We start from the raw sequence: 24180 nt of genomic DNA, 5'->3' as shown, positions 1-24180 counted from the left end.
ATCGCCCTTTTCGTTTGGGGCGAGCCGAAGATGGAAAACACCGCGATTGTGCTCCTTCTGGGGTTACTCGAAGGCGCGACCGAATTTTTGCCGATCTCTTCCACCGGGCATTTGATCGTGGCGCAGGCGTGGTTGGCGCGCACGAGCGAAGCGGACAAGACCTTTGCGATCGCGATCCAATTGGGGGCGATTCTGGCGGTCTGCTGGCACTACCGCGGGAAAATCGCCGCGGTCCTCACCGGGTTGCTGCGGCGCGACGCCCCGGCCGTTCGGCTGGTCGTCAATCTCTTCGTCGCGTTTCTGCCCGCTGCGGTGGTGGGGTTGCTGGCCGGCAAAGCGATCAAAGCGCACCTCTTTTCGCCAGCCGTGGTCGCGACCACGTTGGCGTTGGGCGGGGTCGCGATCCTCCTCGTCGAGCGGCTTCGCCCCACACCGCGGATTGCGTGTGTCGAGGAGATGACCTGGATTGATGCGCTCAAAGTGGGGTGTGCGCAGTGCTTGGCGCTCATTCCTGGCACGAGCCGCTCGGGCGCGACGATCTTGGGTGGGCTGCTCTTTGGTCTTTCCCGTACCGCTGCGACCGAATTCTCTTTTTTTCTGGCGATCCCCACGATGTTCGCTGCAACGCTCTACACCCTGGCCAAAGATTGGCATGCGCTGACGGTCACGAATCTGCACGAGATCGCGGTCGGGTTCGTCGCGGCGTTCGTGGCCGGGTTGGTCGCGGTGCGCTGGTTGTTGGCGTATATCAGCCGCCATTCGTTCGCGCTCTTTGCCTGGTACCGGATCGCGCTCGCGGCAGTGGTGTGGTGGGTTCTGGTTCGCTAGGAATGGAGCAATTGTGAATGGCGAAAGCGTGCGTTTTTCGATGCGTATGATCGGTAGGTTATCTGTCCCTGCCCATTGCTGTAGATCAGAGAAGGGGGAAACGAATGCGTCACGTTGAGAAAGGGATCGAACATCTGCTCTTTGCGTCGCGCTGGCTGCTGGCGCCGGTCTATCTCGGACTGGTGGGGGCGCTTCTGGTGATGCTCTACAAGTTCGCGAAGCAGGGGTGGGAAATGGTGATCGCTCTGCCCACTGCCAGCTCATCCGAGGTGATCGTCGGGGTGTTGTCACTCGTCGACGCGGCGCTTGTGATGAACCTGATCCTCATCATCATCTTCAGTGGCTATGAAAATTTCGTTTCGAAGATGGAAGATCTCCATAGCCACGAAGATCGTCCCGATTGGATGGGCCATATCGGCTTTGCCGATATCAAGATCAAACTGATCGGTTCGATCGTCGCGATCTCGGCGATCGAGCTCCTGAAGTCGTTCCTCAACGTCCACAACATCGAAGACCGGGTCCTTTGGTGGCAAACGGGGCTGCACTTGGTTTTCGTCTTTTCCGCGCTCTTGTATGCGATCATGGATCGGATCCAGCGCGGCGGGGTGAGCGGCCACTGACAGCTCGTCATAGCGTCCGAACGCGTACTGTCGAGGAAGCGCATTGTGTGCGAGAATAACGGACATGAGACGTGAGGAGCGCACCATGAGCGCAGTGCTTGACCTCTATGATCGCTTACGTCACGCGCCAGACGAAGAGACGCGGGCCCGGGTCATCGCTGAAGCGTTTGATCTCCTGGAGTCGCGTTATCCCCATCTCGACTATCTGGTTACCGTTCGCCACCTCTCCGAAACCGAACTGAAGCTTACCAAGGAGATCGAGGCGGTTCGGGGTGAGGTGAAGGCGACCGAACTCAAGCTCACCAAGGAGATCGAGGCGGTTCGGGGTGAGGTGAAGGCGACCGAACTCAAGCTCACCAAGGAGATCGAGGCGGTTCGGGGTGAGGTGAAGGCGACCGAACTCAAGCTCACCAAGGAGATCGAGCAGGTACGCGCGGATCTCACCAAAGAGATCGAGGCGGTTCGGGCCCAGGTGGCGATTACCGCTGCCGAGACCCGCTCGTCGATTCTGAAGTGGAGTTTTCTCTTCTGGCTGAGTCAATTTGGCGCGGTGATGCTGCTTCTGTGGCGGCTCTGGCCGCACGGTTAGCGGTAGCGCGGGTTTTCCCGATAAACGGTTTGGGGCTACTTACGCACCCAACCGCTCCAATACCCGAGTCAGCGCTTGGATGATCGCGTTTTGCCGTTCGGGACGGTCGAGTCCTGGGCCGCTGACGACGAACGCGTCTTCGATGCGTTCGCCGGCCGTGTGGATGCGGGCAAGCTCGATCGAAACGTCCCAATGCGCAAGCGCGGTGACGATCGCAAGTAGAGTCCCCGGTCGATCGAGCGCGATCACGGTAAGGACGAACCGCTTGCCGCTTTCATCAGGGGTAATCGTCACTTGCGGCGGAAAACCGAAGTGGCGGACAAGCCGGGGGAGCCGGCGTTGGCAGCGCGGCGGTTCGGGGAGCGTGGGGGTGGGTTGGTCCAGCGCGGCGCTCAGTTCATATTCCAAGAGGTTGAGCGTCTCACGGGTAGGGCGGTCGGGCGGGAAGTCGAGGACGAAGGTATCGAGCGCCCAGCCGTCGGGCGTGGTGTAGATCCGCGCCTCCCAGACGTCGGCATCCAAGCAGTAGAAGACCTCCAATAACCGCGCCAACAAGAACGGGGCATCCGGGGCGAAAACCATCACCTGGACCCCGCTGCCGTCAGGTAGGAGGCGGGCGCGAACCACCGGTTTGCCGGTTTGATGACGCCAGTAGAGGACCCGTGTGTGCCACGCGATGGTCTCGGCGTGGTGGCGAAGGAAATAGTCTTGGCCTACCCGGCGCCAGAACGCGGTCTCCTCGCCTGGGCGAATGCCGTGGAAGCGCAGGATCGCGCGGGCGCGTTCTTGCCGTTCGTGGAGCGGTTCGCCGCGCCGAAGCGCCTCAACCGCGTTCGCCGGGTGCTGCTGGAGCCATTGCCGGGTGGCGTGGAAGAGATCGGCAAGTAGGCGCGCTTTCCAAGGAGTCCACACTTTGGCGCTGGTGCCGCGAATGTCGGCGTGGGTGAGGAGATAGAGCGCGATCAGTCGCCGTTCGTCGCCCACCAGCGTCGCGAAACGCGCGATGGTTTCCGGATCGGTGATGTCCTCTTTCTGCGCGATTCGGCTCATCGTCAGGTGTTCTTGCACCAGCCAGGCAACGAGGTCGACCGCTTCGGGGTCGATCGGGTGGATGCTGAGAAACGCGCGCGCCTCTTCCGCACCGATCGTGCTGTGGTCGCCCCCGCGCCCTTTGCCGATGTCGTGAAAGATCGCGGCCAGATAGAGCAGCCAGGGTTCCCCGAATTCGCTCATCAGCGCAGTCATTTCGGGGTATTCGTGCGCGTGTTCCTCCATCGTGAAACGGCGCAGGTTTCGGATCACCATCAGGGTGTGGAGGTCCACCGTGTACTCGTGGTAGAGGTCGTACTGCATCTGGCAGACGATGCGCCGCCACGCGGGTAGGTAGCGCGAAAGGATTCCAAACTGGTTCATCCGCCGCGTCTCATGGACGATGCCGCGGGGCTGTTTGAGAATCTCGAGAAAAAGGTGTTGGTGGCTGGGGTCACGGTGGTATTCGGAGGTGATGCGGTCACGCTCGGCCCAAAGCCGCCGTGCGGCGCGCGCGGTGAGCCCAGTGAGTTCGGGGTGTTGGGCCATGCGCAGGAAGAGCGTGAGGAACGCTTCGGGATGGTCGGCAAAGACCGCGTCGTGGGCCAGATCGAGTCGGTTGCCGCGACGCACGAAGTATTCATCGATCGGCTCGGCCGATTCCGTTTCGGTGGGGAAAAGGCGTTCGGAAAACGCGGCCATGAGCACGGTGTTGAGCTGCAGCACGATCTTCGCGTTCAGGTAGTACTGCCGCATGAAGCGTTCGGCTGGACGCTGCTCGCCGTGCGCGCGAATGCCGAATTGGGTTGCCAATGCGTTTTGGTAGTCGAAGAGCAGCCGGTCTTCCCGCCGTTTCGCCAGGAGGTGGAGCGCGATACGCACCCGCGCCAGAAAGCGTTGCCGTCGGTCGAGCTCCCGGGCCTCTTCTGGCAGCAACAGCCCCGCTTTCGCGAGCGCCGCCCAACGTCCGCGGTACCCCAATGCTTGGGCGATCCACAGGAGCAGATCCAAATCGCGCTGCCCACCTGGGTGCTCCTTCACGTTGGGTTCCAGGGTATAAGGGGAAAGCCAACGACTGTGGCGGCGCTCCTGTTCGGCTGCTTTGGCGCGGTAAAAAGCGGCCGGATCGAGCGCACGCCCCAACGCCGCAAGGAAATCACTGGCCAACGAGACGGCACCCGCAACCCGTCGTCCTTCGAGCAGGTTCGTCTGGACGGTGATGTCTTCACCCGCGAGGGTGAGCGCTTCCATTGGGGTGCGCACACTCATGCCGACTTCCAGCCCGACGTCCCACAGCGCGGCGACGAACGCTTGCGCGCGCGCTTCGTCCGCCCCTTGCAACGGCGCGGGGACCAAAAGCATCAAGTCGATGTCGCTCATCGGGTAGAGCGCGCGCCGCCCGTAACCCCCTACCGCCAAGATGCTGGCGCCACGGGGAAGCGGAACAGCCCGGGTGAGCGCAACGAGTGTGGTATCCACCAACCGGGCGTGGCGATGGAGGTATTGCAAAGGGGTTAGGGTTCCATCCGCGAATTGTGCCGCGAGCTGCGCACGGCCCTCGGCCAGGCGGGTGGCGATCGCGGACAAGTGGGGAGAGACCGACGGGGACATCGCGAACAAGTCCGAAGCTAGCCGATGAATCCGTCACCGAAACGGTCGCGGACGATTTCGGGCGGCTTCGGACAGCCTACCGAGGTGGTGAGTACCTCGACGCCGGTTTCCGTGACGAGGACCGTATGTTCCCATTGGGCGGAGAGGCTGCGGTCTTTGGTGACCACCGTCCAACCGTCGGCGAGCACCGAGGTGGCCGCTTTGCCTGCGTTGATCATCGGTTCGATGGTAAACGTCATTCCCGGGACGAGTTCGATGCCCGTTCCCGGTTTGCCGTAATGGAGTACCTGTGGTTCTTCGTGAAAGCGCCGACCGATCCCATGGCCACAATATTCCCGCACCACCGAGTAGCCGTGGTGGTGGGCGTGGCGTTCGATCGCCGCGCCGATGTCACCGAGCCGTGCGCCAGGGCGGACCGCCGCAATCCCCAACCAAAGGCATTCGTAGGTTACCTGGACGAGCCGCCGCGCCAAAATCGACGGTTTGTTGCCGACGACGAACATCCGGCTGGTGTCGCCGTACCAACCGTCTTTCTGTACGGTGATGTCGAGGTTGACGATATCCCCCTCTTTGAGCGGTTTTTCGTTGGGAATCCCGTGGCAGACAACGTGATTGACCGAGGTGCAGATCGCATTGGGGAAGGGGTTCGGACTTCCCGGTGGGTAGTTGAGCGGCGCTGCGACCGCTTGTTGCACGTCTTCGATGTAGCGGTGGCACAGGCGGTCGAGTTCCGCGGTGGTCACGCCGGGTTGGACGAACGGCGTGATGTAGTCGAGCACCTCGGAGGCAAGGCGACACGCGACGCGCATCGCTTCGATCTCTTCAGGGGTTTTGATGTCGATGGCCATGGGGTTCGCGCTCCGTTGGGGGAGAGGGTCTCGGTTACTCCGTTTCCGTGACGGAAGGTTTCGTGCCGCTCACGCCTTGCTTCAACGCGGCTTCGATGAACGGGTCGAGGTCGCCGTCGAGTACCGCTTGGGTGTTGCCGATCTCGACTCCGGTGCGCAGATCCTTGATGCGGGATTGGTCGAGCACATAGGAGCGGATCTGATGACCCCAGCCGATATCGCTCTTCGACTCTTCCAGCGCTTGCTGTTGTTCGCGCCGTTTGCGCAGTTCCAATTCATAGAGGCGCGACTTGAGCATCGCCATCGCTGCGGCTTTGTTTTTGTGTTGCGAGCGGTCGTTCTGGCACTGGACGACGATACCCGTTGGGATGTGGGTGATGCGTACCGCCGAATCGGTCCGGTTCACGTGCTGTCCCCCGGCACCCGACGCGCGGTAGGTGTCGATCCGCAGATCGGCAGGGTTGATCTCGACCTCGATTTTCTCATCGACCTCTGGATAGACGAAGACCGAGGCGAAACTGGTGTGGCGGCGCGCGTTCGCGTCGAAGGGGCTCTTGCGGACCAGGCGGTGAATCCCCGTTTCGGTGCGCAAATACCCGTACGCATGATCCCCACTCACCTTCACCGTCGCGCTTTTGATCCCCGCGACTTCGCCTTCCGATTCTTCGAGGATTTCGGTTTCGAACCCTTTTTGCTCGCAGTAACGCAGGTACATGCGCAGCAACATCGACGCCCAGTCCTGCGCTTCGGTACCGCCCGCGCCCGCTTGGATCTCGATGAAGCAGTTGTTCGGATCCATCGGGTCGTTGAACATTCGGCGCAGCTCCAGCTTGGCGATCGCGTCGTCGAGGCGCTTGGCATCGTCACGGATCGAAGTCAGAGTGGCTTCGTCCGCTTCTTCGCGCGCCAGTTCCAGGAGTTCGAGCAGGCTCTTGGCCTCGTCTGCCGTGGTTTCGAGCGGTTCGATCAGCGCTTCCAGTTGTCGTTTTTGCTTGCCGAGCGCCTGCGCTTTTTCGGGATCGTTCCAAACTTCCGGGTCTTGCAGCGCCAGGTCGGTCTCTTCGAGCTGCCGTTTCAGATCGGCGTAGTCAAAGATACCTCCGGAGTTCGTCGTTACGCTCCAGGATCGAGCGCAGTTGTCCTTCGATCGCGTTGATCTCTTGCGGATCCATCATCGTTTGCTTTCTCCATCTGTGCTACGTGATTAGTGTGCAATTATCCCAGATTCGGCGCATCGGACGGTGCAACGGTTTCGATGTGCAGCCGCAGACGTTGGTTTCCGCCCCAACGGTCGACGTTGAGTTGGTATGCTGCGGTAAAGTGCGGCGGTAGGGGATCGCGGTGGCGAAAAAGGATCGCCGAAAGGGGCGCTGCGGTGCCGTCGGTGCGTCGAAGGCGGAGTTGAAGGTGGGCATCGCCGACCAGCCGTTGCTCGAGCAATTCGAACGAATCGAAGAAGAGCGGGGCGGGAAAGCCATGTCCCCAGACGCCAGCAGCCAACTGTTCCGCAGTCTCCAGCGTCAGCGCGTCACACGCCAAGGAGCCATCGGTGGTCACCGTGCGCGGGTCGAGCCCTTCCGGCGCCAACTTGGCTGCGGCTGCCTCGAACGCATTGGCGAAGCGATCGAGGTCAATGGCGCGCAACGTCACCCCAGCGGCCATTGCGTGGCCGCCAAAGGTGATGAGCAATTGGGGTTCGCGCTTGCTGATCCAGTCGAGCGCGTCGCGGAGGTGCAGCCCTGGGACGCTGCGCCCTGACCCTTTCACCAGCCCGTCTTCGTGCGGCGCGAACGCGAACACCGGTTTGTGGTAACGCTCCTTGATGCGGCCGGCGACGATGCCGATCACCCCTTGGTGCCATTCGGGGTGAAAGAGCGTCAACGTCTGCTTTTCGTGCAGCGGTTCGCCGTCGAGGAGCGCCAACGCCTCGTCTTTCATTTTCGCTTCGATGCTCTGCCGCGTCCGGTTGATCTGGTCGAGCGTCGCGGCCAATTGCTGTGCCCGAATGGGGTCGTCGGTGATCAGGCATTCGACGCCGACGGTCATCTCTTGCAAGCGCCCAGCGGCATTGACCCGCGGCGCGATGAAAAAGCCAAGGTCTTGCGTCGTTGCCGTCCGGGGGTCGCGTCGCGCGGCGTGAAAGAGCGCCGCGATTCCGGGGCAAATCCGTCCGGCGCGAATCCGTGCCAGTCCCTGCGCGACCAGGATGCGGTTGGTATGTTCGAGCGGAACGACGTCGGCTACGGTACCCAGCGCCACCAGATCGAGCCACTGGGCGAGATTGGGTTCGGGACGGTGGGCGCCGAACCAGCCGCGCGCGCGCAGCGCGCTGCGCAGTGCCATCATCACGTAGAGGATCACCCCTACCCCAGCGATGGTTTTGCTGGGGAAAGGACAGCCGGGTTGGTTGGGGTTGACGATCGCGCTCGCTGCAGGGAGCGACGCGCCAGGGAGGTGGTGGTCGGTGATCACGACGTCGATGCCGCGTTGCGCAGCAGCCGCAACCCCTTCGTGGCTGGCAATGCCGTTGTCGACGGTGATGAGGAGGTCAGGCGCGAAACGTTGCGCCGCGATTTCGACGATGCGCGGCGTGAGGCCATAGCCATCGGTGAAACGGTTCGGGATCAGGTAGTCGACCCGTGCGCCCATCGCCCTGAGCGCGCGAACCGCGAGCGCTGTTGCGGTCGCTCCGTCGCAGTCGTAGTCGCCGACCACGACAAGCATCGCGCCCGCTTCGATCGCCTCGGCAAGAAGCGTCGCCGCGGCGTCAATCCCTTTGAGCGCTTCGGGTGGGGGGAGCGCGGTGAGCGCGGTGCTGAGTTCGCTCGGGTCGGAAACGCCACGCGCTGCATAGAGCCGCGCGATGAGCGGATCAGCACCGGCTTGTTGCAGGCGGTGGACGACGCGAGCGGGGGCGGTGCGGATCTGGAAGCGATGGGGTGTCATCATGCGCATCAACGGTTGAACCGCTCCAGTGATACCGGTTTGGCAAACCAGCGCCACCAAACGGGAGTGGCGGTGATTGCCGCCCGTGTCGCGGCCAGGTGAATCACCCGTGGTGGTCGCGGGAAACGAGAAAACCAATGGGTTTCCAAATCCGAAAGTGCGTGTTGCCAAGTATGCCAATCGAGCCGCCGCGCCGCTTCGGCCAGGGTGTCGAGGATGACGAGATCGGGACGGTGCGTTGATGCGGTCGGCCAGGAACGATGGCAGGTAAATGGAATGCGCTGCGCCGCTAGCCAACCCAACAGGATCGGATCGGCGTCGTCATTGACGAACACGTGCAAGGGTTGGGAACGCGGTTTCGCTGAATTCGGTGACGTAACGGGGTGGTTGCCCCAGAGCCACAGCGCGTTGATCGGCGGAAGTCCTTGCTGCTCGCGTGCGCGGTTGATCGGGTGGTTGGCAAGAAAAACCTGCCATTCGTTCATGCGGCGCAGCCACGCGCGGGCGTGAGCACCGTGCGGCAGGACCTCGGCGTACGGACGGCTCGATGCCTCGGCAAGCGGGGTGAACGTGGTGTTCGCGCATGCGTCGGAGGGAATTCCCGTCAGGTACCAGCGGGTTGGGGTCGCCACGCGCAGCGCTGCCTGCGGCCATTCGGTTCGGATCAGTGCGGTGAGTTCGGCGGCAAGCTGTTCGGCTTCCTCCCGGTGTGGCGCGGTTTCCCCCAGTTCGGTGACGACCAGGTGGTCACGCGCCAGGTAGAGGTGAACGGGATTGGCACAAAGGATCGTCCCGCTGTCGGCAGAAAACGGCGCGATGGTGCGCGCACGGTCGAGCGCTTCCCCCCGCCAGCGCAGTTCGGCGGTCGTGTGCGCCGGTACTCCGATGCGGTCGGCGACGATTTCTTGATACGATCGTGCGTGCGGCGTGCGGACGCTTTTCCCAAGCCAGCGCGCCAACGTCGGGTGGCTTTCGATGGGGGCAAACGCCGTGGCATTGGGGTTGGGCCACAGCGCGCCAGGTAGAATCAGCTCCATAGGCGTAATGGTACCGGAAAGGAGAGCGCTTTGCCGTTCGAGTGGTGGGTCGGTTGGCGGTACGTGCGCCGCCAGCGGCACGGAAAAGGTGGGTTCGTTTCGTTCATCGCCCTTGCGTCGATGTTGGGAATGACGCTGGGTGTGGCGGCGCTCATCGTGGTGCTGTCGGTGATGAATGGATTCCAGGAGGAGTTGCGGGCACGGATTTTGGGGGTTGCCGCGCATCTCGAAGTGACCGGTAGCGGGGGCATGCTCGAAGCGTGGCAGCCTGTCACGCAGCAGTTGCGCGCCGATCCAGAGGTCGTTGCCACCGCGCCGTTCGTTTCAGGACAGGCGTTGGCCACCCACGGCGGTGTGGCGCACGGGGTGATGGTGCGTGGCGTCTTATCCCGGCAAGAGGCGCAGGTGGGGGCATGGGAGCGGTTCGTGAAGGCCGGATCGCTGGACACGCTCACCCCAGGTGCGTTTCACGCCGCGATTGGCATCGACTTGGTCCGCCAGTTGGGAATCGATCTTGGGGATTCACTGGTTCTGATCGCGCCCGACGCGATGCTTGGTCCCACCGGGCTGCAGCCACGGATTCGGGCATTTCGCGTCACGGCGATTTTCGATTCCGGGATGTATGAGTTCGATTCCGGGTTGGTGTTGCTTTCGCTTGCCGATGCCCAAGCTTTTTTTCGGATGGGGGATGCGGTCACCGGCGTTCGGATTCGGCTCACGGATCCGCTTGCCGCACCGCGCAAAGTTCGAGAATGGGCGCCGAAGTTGCCAGCGGGGTTGTGGCTCTCCGATTGGACCAGCCGCCACGCCAATTTCTTCCGCGCGGTTCAGTTGGAGAAGACGATGATGACGTTGATCCTCTTTTTGATCGTCACGGTGGCTGCGTTCAACCTGGTTTCGACGCTGGTGATGAGCGTGCAGGACAAGCAAGCCGATATCGCGATTCTGCGTACGATCGGGGCTGCACCTGTTTCGATACTGGCGATCTTCGTCGTTCAGGGCGCTGCGATCGGCGTGATCGGGCTCACTGCAGGCACCGTGTTGGGGTTGTGGTTGGCGCACCACGTGCCCGAAGTGGTGGCGTTTTTGGAAGCGGTCACCGGCGCGACGTTGTGGAACAAAGAGGTTTATTTCATCAGCGACTTGCCGTCCAAGGTGCTCGCGAGTGACGTGGTGCTGGTGGTGGGGGTTTCGTTTGCGCTCACCCTGTTGGCGACGCTCTACCCCAGTTGGCGCGCCGCGCACGTGCAACCTGCGGAGGCGTTGCGCCATGAGTGAAGCGGTCTTGATCGCGCAGGGGTTATCCAAGCGCTACCAGGATGCCGGTACGGCGGTGAGCGTGCTTTCCGGGGTCGATTTGACCGTACGCCGTGGGGAGTCGGTGGCGGTGGTTGGGGTCTCTGGCTCGGGTAAGAGCACGTTGCTCCACCTGTTGGCTGGGCTCGACACCCCGACAGCAGGCGAAGTGGTGTTGTTGGGCGCGCGCATCCACACGCTTTCCGAGCGTGCGAAGGGGCGCTTGCGCAACCAGGCGCTCGGGTTCGTCTATCAGTTCCACCACCTGTTGCCGGAATTCACGGCGCTCGAGAACGTCATGATGCCGCTTGTGATCCGGCGTGAAGCGCGCGAGTCGGCAGAACGGAGCGCACGCGCGCTGCTGGCCACCGTGGGGTTGGCTGACCGAGCGCACCACCGTCCGGCTCAGCTTTCGGGCGGTGAGCGCCAGCGGGTGGCGATTGCGCGCGCGTTGGTGACGCAACCGGCATGTGTGTTGGCCGACGAACCGACCGGGAATCTCGACCGCGGGAACGCCGAACAGGTGTTTGCGTTGTTGCAAGCGGCTGCGCGCGAGCGCGGCGCCGCGCTCGTGGTCGTGACCCATGACGAAACCTTGGCCGCGCGACTCGATCGCACCTACCATCTGGTTGCCGGAAGGCTGACTGAGGGCGGAGGTCCGTATTGACATCAGCGCGTAATCACCGTCCCTCGCTGCTCAATCTGGCGCTCAACATTCGGCACAAACTCAAGGGATTCGTGATCGACGCTGGGCGTGTCATCGTTGCCATCGTCGTCGTTTTGCAGATGGTGAGCGCTGTTGGTACCGATGGTACGTTCGGAGAGCCGAATCGACCCGATTCGGTCTTGAGTGCGGTGGGACATGGGCTTACGCCAGCGCTCGAGCCCATCGGCGTGCAGGAGGACAATTGGCCGGCAACGGTTGGTCTCTTTACTGGATTGCTGGCCAAAGAGGTGGTCGTCGGCACGCTCGATGCGCTCTATCGGGGGGAGGCGTCCGCCCAGGATTCGGCAGTAGCCCCGCCGGTTACGTCCCTATCCGATGTGATCGCTGCGCTACGTTCGGCGTGGGGAACCGTGCCGGGTTATTTCTCCTCATTGGGTGGCGCGATCCTCGACCCCTTGGGGCTTCATGCTGCGCTCGGTGACCAAGGGGCGGCGTTGGACGTGCATCACGAGACGCTTACCCATTTGCGCGACCAATTTACCAGCCCTGCGGCGGTGTTCGCCTATCTGGTCTTCGTATTGCTCTATTTCCCGTGTACGGCGACGCTCGCTGCGATTGCGCGGGAGTTGGGGTGGCGCTGGGCACTCTTTTCCGGCGCTTGGAGTCTGACGCTCGCCTATTCGCTGGCGACGCTGACCTACCAAGCCGGGGACGTGCTCTTCCGCGAACCCGTACCGGCGCTTCTTCGGGTCGGAATCGTGGTGCTTGTGCTGACCGCAGTGGTGCGCATCCTACAACGCGTCGCCGCGCATTGGACTGTTGCTCCGGACCAAGTGGGAGGCTCGTCACCGGGCGTTGCCTTGTCGTGCGTGGGCTGTTCCGCCCGTTGTGCCGTTCGCCCCGATGGGGGTGCCGTTGTCGAGCCTACGCCAACGGGGGCTCCCGCGATCGAAGCGAAGTCGCGCGCATTCGAAGATGCCGTCGCTTTCAGGGTTGGTCCAGGAATGCGCTGATGGCGTCGATCTGCGCGCGATCGAGCAACGCCGGTGCATGGCCCACGCCCGGAATTTCGACGAGTCGCGCGCGCGGGCCGCGGCGCGTCATCGCTTCGGCGACGTCCCGCGTCAAGAGGTCCGATTCGGCGCCACGCACCAGCAGCGTCGGGCAGCGGATCGCGTCGTAGAGTTCCCACAGCGCCATATCCTGTGCAGGGAACGCGATGCGAAACGGGACGGCGATTCCTGGGTCGTAGCGCAACACCCATCGCCCGCCCAGCTCCTGTCGGACGGCGTGCCACGTCAGGTGGCGCCATTGGGCTTCGCTGAGTGGGCCGAACGGGGCACTGACGGTACGTACGTACTGAACGGCATCGTCGAACGTGGCAAATTGCGGCTCGGCGCCGACGTACGCGCCGATCCGTTGTAACGACGCTTGACTGAGCACGGCACCAACATCGTTCAACACCAGTTTTGCGATCGGTGAAGTAGGTTGCGCAGCGATTGCCATTGCGATCAACCCGCCCATCGAAGTACCCACCCAGTAGAGTTTCTGGGGTCGGATTTTCTGAATGAGCGTATTGAGATCGCTCACGTAGCGCGGGATCGCATATTCGCTCTTGTTGGGGAGCCAGTCCGAGAGTCCGCGCCCGACGACGTCGGGACAGATCACCCGATAGCGGCGACTCAAATGGGCAGCAAGCGCGTCGAAATCACGCCCGGTTCGCGTCAAACCATGAACGCAAAAGACGACTTCGGGATTGTCGGGCGCGCCCCATTCGTAGTAGATCATGCGGTGGGTTCCAGCGGTATTGATGCAGTTCACCCAATCGATGCGCGGTGGATGGGGAAGCGTTTGGGGTTCGGGAACGGATGCCCCTTTTGCCGACGTGTGTGTGTTCGCCGACGTCGATGCGGTGTCCTGTTCCGGGTGGGCGGAGCGACCCCGCGGGGTGAAAAGGGCTTGCAGCCGTTGCCAGAATTGCATCTCAGGTCTCCTTCCTCTGTCGTTCTTTTACCATGGAATGGTGTAAAACGATTCCGGTCATCGTTTGCGGCGGTTGCTGCATTCGGCGAATGCGGGGAGTGAGCGATGCCAGTAGCGCGCGTTCTCGCTGCGTGCGGTGCGCACTGGGATTGCGTTGCCGCTTGCCGGAAGTGTCAGGGTGAGCGCTCCGTCGCGGTCGGTGCGCAGTATCGTCGCGCCGTGCGTGCGCCAGCGTTCCAAAACGTCGCAGCGGGGATGGCCGAAGCGGTTGAACGCACCGACGCTCACGAGCGCATAGCGCGGGTTGAGCGCGGTCACCCACGCCGGTGACGACGAGGTGTGGCTTCCGTGGTGCCCAGCGACCACGACGTCGCTTGCGAGCTGCGGTTCCATTGCAAGCAGCTGCTCCTCTTCGCGTGCCCCTAGGTCGCCACTCACCAGAAAACGGGTGCCGGCCCGGCTCGTGACGCGCAACACACACGACGCTCCGTTGTCGCTCAGCGCTTTCTGACGCGGCGTGTCCGTTGGCCAAAGGAACGCGAACTGCACACCATCCCATTCCCATTCGGTTCCACGCAGACACGGGCGGGCCGCAAGCCGCTCGAGGAGCGGTGCGATCTCATCGGGCGGAGGCTGATCGGGTGGCGCGCCGTACCAGACTGCGGCAATGGGAAGCGTTTGCGCCACCGCGGCAAAACCGCCCGTGTGGTCGCGGTCGAAATGGGAAAGCACGACCGCATCGAGCCGCGTGATGCCGCTTCGCTGCAAAAAGGGGCGTACGAGCGTGCGCCCACTGTCCCATCGGTTCCACGCTGGGCCGGTGTCGTAAAGGAGCGCGTGGTGAGCGGTGGTGATGAGAATCGCTTGCCCTTGACCGACGTCGAGTACCGTAATCTGCGCAGCGCCTATTTCGGGTCGATGTGTCTTGGGGACGAAGAGCAACAGCAGTGCTGGCAGGGCCAGCAGGCGCGGTGCAATCCCCCGGGGCAGAAAGAGCGCAAGCAGCAGGATGCTTGCGGCAACCCACCAGAGGCCAGCGGGGATTTCAGGCGCGGTCAGTACCGCTGCCGGGAGGTGGCTGGCCCAGATCAGGAGATCGAGTGTTCGTTCGATCAGACCATCGAAGAGCTGCCCCAAAAAGGGAGAAGGCACGATCAGGAGCAGGAGCGCCAGGGGTGTTGCCGCGTAGGCGATGAGCGGGATCGCAAAGAAGTTGGCAACGGCTCCGACCAGTGCGGCTTGCCCGAAGAAGAGCACAGTGAGCGGGGCGAGCGCCAAGGTCAGTGTCAATTGGAGGGTCACGAACGACCGGGTTGCTGCACGGAGACGCTGCCCGAGGGAGTCCGCGCGTGTGTGGATCTCCTCCGTGTCGGGAAGGTCCGTTTCCGTGCGCCCAAGCAGGATCAATAGCGCAACCGCAACGAACGAGAGCCAAAAACCGGCATCCCCTACCGCCCAAGGATCCCATATGAGGACAGCGACCAACGCCGTCGCCAAAATGCTCGTGGCGGGTATGCGCCGCGCATGGAGCATCGCGAAGCCGGCGATGGTGAGCATGAGTGCCGCGCGTACCGCGGGAATGCCCAATCCGGCAAGGAGGGCGTAGCCCCAGGCTACGGCGATCGCGACCAACCAGCCGACGCGCGGCGCGGCCAGCCACAGCGTGGCGCGGTGGGCGCGTTGCCATAGGCGCTGAACAATGCCGCCCAAGAGCCACGCCACCAGCGTGACATGCATCCCCGAAATCGCCACGAGGTGGGCGGTTCCGGTCCGTTGCACCAACTGCCACGTGGTATCGTCGAAACTCGAACGATCGCCCAGCGCCAACGCGCGCAGCCACGCCCCGTGCCGTGGGGTCAATTGCTCGAGGCGCTCTGCCAGATGGATTCGCAAGCGAGCAAACGCATCGACCCAACCGGGGTCGTCCTCCAGTGGGGTGGCGCTGATGAGCGTGCCCCAAGCGTGGAGGTGGTGGCGAAAGGCCCACCATTCGCTGTCGAACGCGCCAGGCTGAACGTTTGCGCGAATCGGCCGCAGCCGCACGGTTGCGCGGTACCGCGAGCCGGGCAACCAATCGCCCTTTGCTATGTTGTCCGGTAGGGTGAGGCGGGCGCGATGGCGCTCTGTACCATCGGATAATACAGCGACGATCGCGCGCGGTGGCCCGCCAGCCAGGGGAATCCGCTCCAAGACCGTGAGCGTGACCGGTAGCGTTCGGCTGGTGAACCAAGATTCCGGGGGCGTGTCGTCAAAAAAAGAGCGGCTGCGCTCAGCGGTGCTTCCCCATGCGATGAGTGCCGCGCCAACCCATAACCCCAGCCATCCCAGGCGTCCGGTGCTGCTGGCGCACGCCCCTGTTCCGTCGTGTGGCGTGAGCACTCCGCTTCGCAGCGCCCATACGACAAGAACGAAGCCCAGCGCGCACGCACCCCAGGTGAGGGCTCCGGTGGGGAAGGTAGGTGTATGGTGCCATGCGATCGCGCCAACGAGAAAACCGACGGCAAGGGCGACGATCGGCATCGCACCATTCCACGCTCAGCGGCGCGATCGGCCCGTGCTGGGGTCAGTGGAGGTAGCGCGGCGGCGGGTTGCCATGACCGAATGGCTGCTCGTCGCTCGGGTTTTCGCCTGGCATTTCGGCATGGACCAATTCCCCGTGGGCGTTGGGAAAGAGCGGTGCGCCGCAATCCTCGCAGAATTCGAGGGGCAGCGTTCGACGCAGCACCAGCGTATCGGTGACACCGCTGTCGCGCAGCGTCGCAACGATCCGTTCGACCGTTTCTTCTTCGTTTTCGTCGGTACCGATGAGCGGCCAAGGCACCCCATGGATCACCTGACCGCTCGGCTTCAGGCAGAAGCCGATGCGGTATTCGAATTCGCCGTTGCCTTCGCACGGCGCGATCACCGCGCGCAGACGGCTCGACGCGATATCGAACTCTGTTGCCAAGTAGGCGACCGCCGCGAAGATCGCGAAAACGCGCGAGTCGCGGTTTGCTTTGCGGCTGGCGGTGAAGTAGGCGTCGGGCGGCTCCAATTCGATACCGCAGCCGATCAGTAACCGTTCGAACACGGGATGGGCGCGTTTGCGCCACGCAGCAAATGCTTGCTCGCGATCCCCTTCCGGCAAGTGCCAACGAAAGATCGCTTCTCCGTTCGGAATCGCTGCCGCGATCAGCAGGTAACGAATGTCGGAGAGGAACACCATCGTTTCGTTGAGGCGGTCGCTGTCCACCGGGTAGTCTTCGTTGGCGAGCGCAGCGTTTTGCATCGCTTTGAGCAGGCGTTGCGTGGGAAGGTACCCATCCGGTAATTGGTCGGGACTGAAGAGGTGGTTCGCTATCGCAAAGCGAACCCCCGGTGCGAAGACATGTGCGGCCAACGCGGTGCGCAGGTGTTCGAGTGCAGCGGTGGGAACGGTCTTCGCGGGCACCGAAAAGCGGGACCATGCGAGTACTGGCGCGGCAATCAGGAGCAGCGTATCCTTATCGCCGGTGACGACTTCGGCTTCGCTCTCCACCGCATCCAACAGCTCTCCGTAGGCCGATTCGTCGCTGCGGTAGAGGTGTTCGAGCGCCTGTTCGATCACGTTGTCGTTGCCTTCCTCGAGAAGCTGACGAACCGCGGCTTCGATCTGTTGCTCCCACCAACGGTCTTCGACTCGGCTGCCTGAACGCGCCAGGCCTTGAGCCAGCCAGCAGAGGTGCTCGGCGCTCGGTGCCATCGCACTGGGGCGGTTGCGTCGTTTTTTGGGTTGGGGATTTTTGGGATTGTTCATCGGTTCCCTTTCGTTACAAGTCTTGATAGCGGCGGATTTTTTCGAGATGAAGCATCACCACTGCGGCGATCTCTTCGATCGACTTCGTCGTGGTGTCGAGCCACGGGATTCCTTCCCGTCGCATCAACTCCAGCGCCAGTTCGATTTCACGGCGGCAATTCGCCAAATCGGCGTAGGCGCTGTTCGGGCGCCGTTCGGAACGGATTTGCGCCAAGCGTTCGGGTGCAATCGTCAGCCCGAAGAGTTTTTCACGGTGCGGTCGCAGCGCTTCCGGTAAGCGCATGCGCTCTAGGTCTTCGGGAATCAATGGGTAATTGGCCGCTTTGATCGCGTAGGTCATCGCAAGGTAGAGGCTGGTCGGGGTTTTGCCCGAACGCGAAACCCCGATCAAGATGATGTCGGCTTCGACCAGCGTATGGTCTTGGGTAATGCCATCGTCGTGCGCCAATGCGAAGTTGATCGCCTCGATGCGGCGGTGATAGCTGTGCGTGTCCCGCATTCCGTGAAAGCGGCCGACGGTGTGGGTGCTCTCCATGCCGAATTCGCGCTCAAGCGGGTCGATGAAGGCGCCGAAGAGGTCCATCACCAGGCCGGGACCGTTCTGGATCACGGCCAGGACTTCCGGTTTGACCAGCGTCGAGAAGACGATAGGACGAAAACCGCTTCCTTGGGCGACCCGTTCAATCTTGCTGACCAGTTCGCCCGCTTTTTGCGGGGAATCGACGAACGGGGCGCGCACCACCTCGTAGTCGAGGTCGGGAAACTGGGCCAGGAGGCTTTCGCCCAACATCTCCGCGGTCACGCCCGTACCGTCGGAGACATAAAAGACGTGGCGTTTGCGCGGAATCGGCATCTGGGCATCCTCGATTGGCAGAAAAGGACAGAAATGGTGGCAAAGCCATTAGAATAATGGCTAGTTATTTTATCCGATCCTCCAGGGAGTATTGGCATGACCCGTTACGTGATCCCATTGCGCGAGTTGCGCATGTCCGATGTGGCCCAAGTCGGTGGCAAGAACGCGTCGCTGGGTGAAATGATCAGCCAGTTGCCTGACAGTGTCCGCGTGCCGGATGGTTTCGCCACGACGGCCGAGGCCTTTTGGCGCTTCCTCGACGACAATGGGTTGCGGCAAAAGATTCACGATCTGCTCGAAGGGCTCGATGTCGACGATGTTGCCGCACTGGCGCGCACCGGCGCTGCGATCCGTCAAATGATGATGGAGGCGCCGTTCCCCGCGGAGCTGGAGGCGCAGATCCGTGCCGCCTACGCGGAAATTACTCGGGATGGCGAAGGGAGTTTCGCTGTCCGTTCGTCGGCTACTGCGGAAGATTTGCCCGATGCCTCGTTTGCGGGGCAGCAGGAGACGCTGCTCAACGTGCGCGGCATCGAAAACATCCTGCACGCGATCAAAGAGGTGTTTGCGTCGCTCTACAACGATCGTGCGATCGCGTACCGGGTCCATAAAGGGTTCCGTCACGCCGAGGTGGCGCTTTCGGCGGGGGTGCAGCGAATGGTGCGCTCCGACGTCGGTGCGTCCGGGGTGATGTTTACGCTCGACACCGAATCGGGCTTTCGCGACGTCGTTTTCATCACCGCCTCCTACGGCCTGGGGGAAATGGTCGTCCAGGGCGCAGTGAACCCGGACGAATTCTACGTGCACAAGCCTACCTTGGCGCAGGGCAAACCGGCGATCATCCGCCGTTCGCTCGGTTCCAAACTGATCAAGATGGTTTTCACGACGCCCGGCGAAGAAGGGCGCGTCAAAGAGGTGGACACCACCCCGGAAGAGCGCAATCGTTTCTGTATCAGCGACGAGGATATCCTCGAACTCGCCCGCTATGCGCTGATCATCGAGCAGCACTACGGGCGGCCGATGGACATCGAATGGGGGAAAGACGGGATCGACGGCAAGATTTACATCTTGCAAGCGCGTCCTGAGACGGTCAAATCTCAGGAAAGTGGCCGCGTGCTCGAAAAATTCCGCCTCAAGCAGCACGGCAAAGCGATCGTGCAAGGGCGGGCGATCGGCCAGAAGGTCGCCGTCGGTAAAGTGCGTATTGTCAAAGACATCAGCGAAATCGAAAAAGTGCAGGCGGGTGACGTGCTCGTCACCGACATGACCGACCCCAACTGGGAGCCGGTGATGAAGCGCGCCGCGGCAATCATCACCAACCGGGGTGGGCGTACCTGTCACGCGGCGATCATCGCGCGGGAACTGGGGGTGCCTGCGATCGTCGGGTGTGGCGACGCCACCGAAGTCCTCAAAGACGGTGAAACGGTTACCGTCTCATGTGCGGAAGGGGATACCGGTTACGTCTATCGTGGGGCGCTCGAATTCGAAGTGCAGCGCACCGATCTCGGCGAACTGCCCGAATTGCCGGTGAAAATCATGATGAACGTCGGCAACCCGGAGCTCGCGTTCGAGTTTGCCCAGATTCCCAACGCCGGTGTCGGGTTGGCGCGGCTTGAGTTCATCATCAACAACGTGATCGGGATCCACCCGCGTGCGATTCTCGAAATCGACCGCATTCCGGCGTCGATCCGCGAAGAGATCGAGCGCCGTGCGCGGGGTTATGAAAGCCCGCGCGCCTTCTTCGTCGAAAAACTGGCCGAAGGGGTCGCGACGATCGCTGCGGCGTTCTACCCCAACCCGGTGATCGTTCGTCTTTCCGACTTCAAGTCGAACGAATACCGCAAACTCCTTGCCGGTGAAATCTACGAGCCGGAAGAAGAGAACCCGATGCTCGGTTTCCGAGGTGCTGCACGCTACATTGCGCCGAGCTTCCGCGACTGCTTCGAAATGGAGTGCGAAGCGCTCAAGAAAGTCCGCGACGTGATGGGTCTCACCAACGTCAAGATCATGGTGCCGTTCGTCCGGACGGTGAAAGAGGGCGAACGGGTGATCAAGCTCCTCGCGGCAAATGGCCTCGTGCAGGGCCAAAACGGGCTTGAGCTCATCATGATGTGTGAGGTCCCCAGCAACGCGCTGTTGGCCGAAGCGTTCCTTCAGCATTTCGACGGCTTCTCGATCGGTTCGAACGACCTCACCCAACTCACCCTTGGGCTCGACCGCGACTCGGGGTTGGTTGCCGAATCGTTCGACGAACGCGATCCGGCGGTTCGCATCCTCCTTGGGATGGCGATCGACGCGTGCAACAAACTCGGGAAGTACGTCGGGATCTGCGGCCAAGGGCCGTCGGACCATCCCGACTTTGCCGAGTGGCTCATGGATCGCGGAATTCAAACGATTTCCCTCAACCCGGATACCGTGATCGATACCTGGTTGCGACTGGCGAACCACCGCAAGCAATAAACCTAAAGCGTCTGCGGGGCCGTTGACAAGGCATGCGGTTTTGCTAGAATAACGGTCTCGCGCAACGCGAAGCGCCCGTAGCTCAGTTGGATAGAGTACCTGGCTACGAACCAGGTGGTCGGAGGTTCGAATCCTTCCGGGCGCGCCAAAGAATACCTAAGGCCCCGGTTCAATCCGGGGCTTTTTTGTTTTTGGTAGCACACCCGAATTGCCTGACGACCCCTGCAATGTTCTTGCTGCGGGAGTGCGCGACAGGCAAGGAGGCCGAAAGGAGTTTTTATGACGCACCTGAATCCGTGGGAAACCTGTCCCCGATCAATTGCAACCATATGATTTATTGATAGAATACGGCATCTTCCTTCTTCACCCAACTGATCATGCCCCGCTTTGAAGTCCGTCAATCCGCGAAGCTGAATCTGACCTCTTACTCCGGCCTGGCGCTGATTGGGCAATGCTGCGAGGCGGCGCAGGTGGAAGCCGTGATCGATCCGCGCTTGCCGGTATCGCAAGGCATGAAGACCTCCGACTTGGTCAAGGCGATGACTGGCTGAGCTATGCTCGAAACTGGTGTACGGAGTGATTGAAAAGGGCGGCGTACTCTGCTGAAATCGGTTTTACCGAACTGATGAACAGCAAAGGAGCACGCCACCATGAGTAAAGATAACATCGTTTCTTTGTTGATGCCAGGGGGTATCGAGGACTCGTTGACGGAGTTGCTGCGCAATGGCGCCAGGCGACTGATTCAGCAAGCGATCGAGGCGGAGCTGGCCGAGATGCTGGCAAAGTATGAGGGGCAGACAGACGAACAGGGGCGCCGTGCGGTGGTTCGCAATGGTTATCTGCCGGAGCGGGAAATTCTGACCGGCGTAGGACCGGTAACGGTGAAGGTGCCGAAGGTGCGCAGCCGTGGGAAGGAATCGGTGGTATTTCGCTCCTCACTGGTGCCGCCGTATGTGCGCAAAGCCCGTCGGGTGGAGGCCGCTCTGCCGTGGCTCTACCTGAAGGGCATCTCGACCGGCCAGATGAAAGAGGCCCTGGAGGTGCTCGTCGGCCCCGAGGCAAAAGGGCTGTCTGCTTCGGTGATTGGCCGCCTGAAACGGGAGTGGGAAGCGGAATATACCGAATGGTGCCAGCGGGACATGAGAGGGGTGCGCTGGGTTTATTGGTGGGCAGACGCCATCTACAGCGGCCTGAGGGCCGAGGGCCAGAAGCTGTGCGCCCTGGTGATCATCGGCGTCAACGAATGGGGCGAGAAACATTTTCTGACCATCGAGGATGGCATTCGGGAATCGACCCAGAGCTGGCGGGAGGTGCTGCTGGGGCTGAAGCAGCGCGGCCTTGATGTGCCGCCGAAACTGGCAGTAGGCGACGGCGCCTTGGGCTTCTGGGCGGCGCTCGAGGAAGTGTATCCCGAAACCCGTCACCAGCGCTGCTGGGTGCACAAGACGGCCAACGTACTGAACTACCTGCCCAAAGCCGTTCAGCCCAAGGTCAAGAAAGCCTTGCAGGAGATCTGGATGGCCGAAGACCGGGCATCAGCCCACAAGGCCTTCGACCATTTCGTTGCGACATACCAAGCCAAATACGCGAAGGCGGTGACCTGCCTGGAAAAGGACCGGGAGGCCCTTCTGGCCTTCTACGACTTTCCGGCCGAACACTGGGTGCATATTCGCACGACCAATCCCATTGAGTCGGCCTTTGCCACGATTCGCCACCGGAGTGACCAGGCCAAAGGCTGCGTGAGCCGAAACACCCTGCTGGCAACGTTGTACAAACTGGGAATGAGCGCACAGAAACGCTGGCGGCGGATACGAGGGTTCAACTACCTTGCCAAGGTTGTCGAAGGAGTAAAGTTCAGGGACGGAGTGGAAGTCAATGACAAACGCGAAACCGACGAAAGCAGGAACGCCGCCTGATCAGGTCATACACCAGATTTGACTATAGCTCTGACTGGCTTGCTCAGTCTGGGCAAGAGCGACTTCGAAGCCATCGAGCCGTTTCGGCAGGATCGCTTCTTCAAGGAAGCGCTGGGGCTGTCGAAGGTGCCGAGCAGTGCCTGGATGCGCCAGCGACTCGACGCCAAGGCCGGCGAGTTGCGGGAGCGGACGGACGAGCTGTCGGTGCGCCTGCTGGAGAGGACAAAAGCGCCGATCACGCCGCACAAAGGATTCGTGCGCTTCGAGATCGACACCTTCGTCATGGACAACAGCGATACCAAGAAGGAGGACGTCGGCCACACCTACCAAGGCGTTGATGGCTATTGCCCGATTGCGGGCTACCTGGGCAACGAAGGCTGGAACATGGGACTGGAACTGCGTGCCGGGAACTGGCATTCGGCGCTCGAGACCGAGTACTTCTACGAACGGGCGTTTCCTCGGGTCAAGCGTTTGGTCAGGGCGGATCAACCCGTCCTGATGGTCGAAGACAGCGGCTTTGACAGCGCGCGACTGCTGTTCGCCAAAGCGGAAGAACGCGACGCCTGGGCGCGTGATGGGCGCGTATTGGAATTCGTCACGAAGTGGAACCCAAGAAAGCAGGACAGAACGGCCTGGGTCAAGCGGGCCGAGGAAGCGAACGCCTTTGAAGTGACCCGACCAGGCAAGCGGGTGGGACTTCTCGACCTCCAGGTCGAGCGCGCCTGGCAGAAACAAAAGCGCACCTTCCGGCTGATCGTGCGGGTGACCGAGCGCACCATCGACAAGAAGGGACAACACCTGCTGGTGCCGGACATTGAGATCGAAGGCTGGTGGACGAGCCTCACCCTGCCGGCTGTGGAGGTGATCGAGCACTACCGGTATCACGGCACACACGAACAGTTCCATGCCGAGATCAAATCTGACCTTGATCTGGAACGGTTGCCGTCGGGCAAGTTCGACACCAACGACGTGATCCTGCATCTGGGGGCATTCGCCTACAACTGCCTGCGCCTCCTTGGCCAATTGGGCCTGACCGGCGAGATTGCGCCCATTCGCCACCCGGCCAAGCGCAGAAGGCTCAAGACGGTGTTGCAGGAGATCATGTACCGGGCGGCGAAGTTTGTGGCACATGCCAGAAAACTCATTCTCGACTTTGGCCGCGGATTTGCCGGCCATGTGCAGGTGTTCGTCGCGCTTCAGCAGCGATTGTTGCGAGCGGCATCGCCATGACGATGGTCGGGCTGAAACCCACCCCAAGGACGGATTCCGCTGCGGTGGAAGGTAGCCCTTCGCCTGAAAGCTGCAATATGACGTAACGCCGTCCCGACAAGGCCGACTTTTGCGGGCAAATACGGGTCCATCACCCCCGAAAAGATGGTCGGCATGACAATGAATCGGTCTGTCCGGCAAAAATTTCATGCCGGACAGCTCACAGGAAAGGTTTCGACTTTGGTGACCACGGATTCAGGTTCAGACAGAAGGTTCCATCGGGTTTGAGTACACGCAGTAACTGCTCTGATATGGGCAAAAACCATTCTACATACTTGTCGGGATGAATACCACCATAGGTATTTTTGCGCTGGTCGGCATAAGGAGGTGAGGTAAAGACCAGATCGACGCTGTTGTCAGGCAGAGTTCTGAGCACATCAAGACAGTCTCCGAGATAGAGGGTGGCGCCGTCGATCTCGACTTTTTTTTCGTAAGCTGTCTCTTTCATGGTTG

The 24180-nt window shown here is 61.8% G+C and carries 17 protein-coding genes, 1 tRNA gene and 3 pseudogenes; 11 read left to right on the top strand and 10 right to left on the bottom strand.

Translation table 11 applies throughout. From position 1 onward, the window contains the following. Positions 1 to 30 precede the first annotated feature (30 nt). The 3 genes from ACYQ4Z_RS05970 to ACYQ4Z_RS05960 all read left to right on the top strand — a co-directional run bounded on the left by ACYQ4Z_RS05970 (position 31) and on the right by ACYQ4Z_RS05960 (position 2037). Entirely contained in the window at positions 31 to 828 is a 798-nt protein-coding gene (locus ACYQ4Z_RS05970; RefSeq protein ID WP_219971805.1) for an undecaprenyl-diphosphate phosphatase, read from the top strand. Positions 829 to 932: 104 nt separating this feature from the next. After that, entirely contained in the window at positions 933 to 1448 is a 516-nt protein-coding gene (locus tag ACYQ4Z_RS05965) for a TIGR00645 family protein (protein WP_219971802.1), read from the top strand. 85 nt (positions 1449 to 1533) lie between these two features. Continuing rightward, on the top strand, positions 1534 to 2037 hold the full coding sequence (locus tag ACYQ4Z_RS05960) for a DUF1640 domain-containing protein (RefSeq protein ID WP_459860333.1): 504 nt from the start codon (positions 1534 to 1536) through the stop codon (positions 2035 to 2037). A gap of 39 nt (positions 2038 to 2076) precedes the next feature. Here ACYQ4Z_RS05960 and ACYQ4Z_RS05955 read toward each other — a convergent pair whose 3' ends face one another. From ACYQ4Z_RS05955 to ACYQ4Z_RS05935, 5 genes are all read right to left on the bottom strand, one after another. After that, positions 2077 to 4677 carry a [protein-PII] uridylyltransferase gene (locus tag ACYQ4Z_RS05955; protein ID WP_119335373.1) on the bottom strand — a complete coding sequence of 867 codons (2601 nt, stop codon included), beginning with the start codon at positions 4675 to 4677 and terminating at the stop codon, positions 2077 to 2079. 17 nt (positions 4678 to 4694) lie between these two features. Continuing rightward, positions 4695 to 5525: a type I methionyl aminopeptidase gene (gene map / locus ACYQ4Z_RS05950; RefSeq protein ID WP_219971798.1), complete on the bottom strand. Its 831-nt coding sequence runs from the start codon at positions 5523 to 5525 to the stop codon at positions 4695 to 4697. A 34-nt stretch (positions 5526 to 5559) separates the two neighbouring features. Next, positions 5560 to 6697 (bottom strand): peptide chain release factor 2 gene (gene prfB, locus ACYQ4Z_RS05945; protein WP_219971916.1). Its coding sequence is split into 2 segments (ribosomal slippage): positions 5560 to 6615 and positions 6617 to 6697, totalling 1137 coding nucleotides; the frame shifts between segments, so codons are not numbered across the junction. Between the two features lie 43 nt (positions 6698 to 6740). Next, positions 6741 to 8471 carry a single-stranded-DNA-specific exonuclease RecJ gene (gene recJ / locus ACYQ4Z_RS05940; protein ID WP_459860484.1) on the bottom strand — a complete coding sequence of 577 codons (1731 nt, stop codon included), beginning with the start codon at positions 8469 to 8471 and terminating at the stop codon, positions 6741 to 6743. Positions 8472 to 8479: 8 nt separating this feature from the next. Continuing rightward, positions 8480 to 9508 (bottom strand): hypothetical protein, encoded by a 1029-nt coding sequence (locus ACYQ4Z_RS05935; protein WP_119335371.1) that lies wholly within the window; start codon positions 9506 to 9508, stop codon positions 8480 to 8482. A gap of 30 nt (positions 9509 to 9538) precedes the next feature. On the opposite strand from ACYQ4Z_RS05935, the gene ACYQ4Z_RS05930 reads away from it, so the two are divergent. From ACYQ4Z_RS05930 to ACYQ4Z_RS05920, 3 genes are read left to right on the top strand one after another with little or no spacing between them, the layout of a single operon-like run. Next, positions 9539 to 10786: a lipoprotein-releasing ABC transporter permease subunit gene (locus ACYQ4Z_RS05930; RefSeq protein ID WP_459860330.1), complete on the top strand. Its 1248-nt coding sequence runs from the start codon at positions 9539 to 9541 to the stop codon at positions 10784 to 10786. Further along, a complete protein-coding gene (lolD, locus tag ACYQ4Z_RS05925) occupies positions 10779 to 11471 on the top strand; it encodes a lipoprotein-releasing ABC transporter ATP-binding protein LolD (RefSeq protein WP_219971789.1) in 693 nt (230 codons plus the stop codon). Before ACYQ4Z_RS05930 ends, lolD begins: the two co-directional genes overlap by 8 nt. Then, entirely contained in the window at positions 11468 to 12484 is a 1017-nt protein-coding gene (locus tag ACYQ4Z_RS05920) for a nucleoside recognition domain-containing protein (RefSeq protein ID WP_219971782.1), read from the top strand. Before lolD ends, ACYQ4Z_RS05920 begins: the two co-directional genes overlap by 4 nt. Here the strand turns inward: ACYQ4Z_RS05920 and ACYQ4Z_RS05915 are convergent. The 4 genes from ACYQ4Z_RS05915 to ppsR are packed head-to-tail and all read right to left on the bottom strand — an operon-like array spanning position 12459 to position 18082. Then, a complete protein-coding gene (locus ACYQ4Z_RS05915; protein ID WP_219971781.1) occupies positions 12459 to 13454 on the bottom strand; it encodes an alpha/beta fold hydrolase in 996 nt (331 codons plus the stop codon). The two genes, ACYQ4Z_RS05920 and ACYQ4Z_RS05915, sit on opposite strands and share 26 nt — an antisense overlap. A gap of 57 nt (positions 13455 to 13511) precedes the next feature. Next, a complete protein-coding gene (locus tag ACYQ4Z_RS05910) occupies positions 13512 to 15974 on the bottom strand; it encodes a DNA internalization-related competence protein ComEC/Rec2 (protein ID WP_459860328.1) in 2463 nt (820 codons plus the stop codon). A gap of 43 nt (positions 15975 to 16017) precedes the next feature. After that, positions 16018 to 17229: a DUF2863 family protein gene (locus tag ACYQ4Z_RS05905; RefSeq protein ID WP_459860326.1), complete on the bottom strand. Its 1212-nt coding sequence runs from the start codon at positions 17227 to 17229 to the stop codon at positions 16018 to 16020. Between the two features lie 13 nt (positions 17230 to 17242). Next, positions 17243 to 18082, bottom strand: a complete 840-nt coding sequence (gene ppsR, locus ACYQ4Z_RS05900) for a posphoenolpyruvate synthetase regulatory kinase/phosphorylase PpsR (protein ID WP_119335363.1) — start codon at positions 18080 to 18082, stop codon at positions 17243 to 17245. Positions 18083 to 18178: 96 nt separating this feature from the next. Here ppsR and ppsA point away from each other — a divergent pair, with 96 nt between their 5' ends. The 5 genes and pseudogenes from ppsA to ACYQ4Z_RS05875 form a co-directional block, all read left to right on the top strand. After that, positions 18179 to 20542 (top strand): phosphoenolpyruvate synthase, encoded by a 2364-nt coding sequence (gene ppsA, locus ACYQ4Z_RS05895; RefSeq protein ID WP_219971778.1) that lies wholly within the window; start codon positions 18179 to 18181, stop codon positions 20540 to 20542. 71 nt (positions 20543 to 20613) lie between these two features. Further along, positions 20614 to 20690, top strand: a tRNA-Arg gene (locus tag ACYQ4Z_RS05890). 229 nt (positions 20691 to 20919) lie between these two features. Further along, positions 20920 to 21090 (top strand): annotated as a pseudogene (locus ACYQ4Z_RS05885) (IS1380 family transposase); the annotation flags it as partial. A 102-nt stretch (positions 21091 to 21192) separates the two neighbouring features. Continuing rightward, a complete protein-coding gene (locus ACYQ4Z_RS05880; RefSeq protein ID WP_287683922.1) occupies positions 21193 to 22458 on the top strand; it encodes an IS256 family transposase in 1266 nt (421 codons plus the stop codon). Positions 22459 to 22467: 9 nt separating this feature from the next. Continuing rightward, positions 22468 to 23688: pseudogene (locus ACYQ4Z_RS05875) on the top strand (IS1380 family transposase); the annotation flags it as partial. Positions 23689 to 23923: 235 nt separating this feature from the next. Here the strand turns inward: ACYQ4Z_RS05875 and ACYQ4Z_RS05870 are convergent. Continuing rightward, a pseudogene (locus ACYQ4Z_RS05870) lies at positions 23924 to 24175 on the bottom strand (DNA methyltransferase); the annotation flags it as partial. Between the last annotated feature and the right edge of the window lie 5 nt (positions 24176 to 24180).

The organism is Hydrogenophilus hirschii (assembly GCF_054656675.1).
The sequence above is the reverse complement of the archived record's forward strand: the minus strand, read 5'-3'. Positions and strand labels throughout refer to the sequence as shown.

Excerpts from the sequence above, each read along its gene's own strand:
- ACYQ4Z_RS05910 (WP_459860328.1), bottom strand. The coding sequence starts at position 15,974 with ATGCCGATCGTCGCCCTTGCCGTCGGTTTTCTCGTTGGCGCGATCGCA.
- ACYQ4Z_RS05905 (WP_459860326.1), bottom strand. The coding sequence starts at position 17,229 with ATGAACAATCCCAAAAATCCCCAACCCAAAAAACGACGCAACCGCCCC.
- map (WP_219971798.1), bottom strand. The coding sequence starts at position 5,525 with ATGGCCATCGACATCAAAACCCCTGAAGAGATCGAAGCGATGCGCGTC.
- ACYQ4Z_RS05880 (WP_287683922.1), top strand. The coding sequence starts at position 21,193 with ATGAGTAAAGATAACATCGTTTCTTTGTTGATGCCAGGGGGTATCGAG.
- recJ (WP_459860484.1), bottom strand. The coding sequence starts at position 8,471 with ATGACACCCCATCGCTTCCAGATCCGCACCGCCCCCGCTCGCGTCGTC.
- ACYQ4Z_RS05970 (WP_219971805.1), top strand. The coding sequence starts at position 31 with ATGGAAAACACCGCGATTGTGCTCCTTCTGGGGTTACTCGAAGGCGCG.
- ACYQ4Z_RS05915 (WP_219971781.1), bottom strand. The coding sequence starts at position 13,454 with ATGCAATTCTGGCAACGGCTGCAAGCCCTTTTCACCCCGCGGGGTCGC.
- ppsR (WP_119335363.1), bottom strand. The coding sequence starts at position 18,082 with ATGCCGATTCCGCGCAAACGCCACGTCTTTTATGTCTCCGACGGTACG.
- ppsA (WP_219971778.1), top strand. The coding sequence starts at position 18,179 with ATGACCCGTTACGTGATCCCATTGCGCGAGTTGCGCATGTCCGATGTG.
- ACYQ4Z_RS05955 (WP_119335373.1), bottom strand. The coding sequence starts at position 4,677 with ATGTCCCCGTCGGTCTCTCCCCACTTGTCCGCGATCGCCACCCGCCTG.
- lolD (WP_219971789.1), top strand. The coding sequence starts at position 10,779 with ATGAGTGAAGCGGTCTTGATCGCGCAGGGGTTATCCAAGCGCTACCAG.
- ACYQ4Z_RS05935 (WP_119335371.1), bottom strand. The coding sequence starts at position 9,508 with ATGGAGCTGATTCTACCTGGCGCGCTGTGGCCCAACCCCAATGCCACG.
- ACYQ4Z_RS05960 (WP_459860333.1), top strand. The coding sequence starts at position 1,534 with ATGAGCGCAGTGCTTGACCTCTATGATCGCTTACGTCACGCGCCAGAC.
- ACYQ4Z_RS05965 (WP_219971802.1), top strand. The coding sequence starts at position 933 with ATGCGTCACGTTGAGAAAGGGATCGAACATCTGCTCTTTGCGTCGCGC.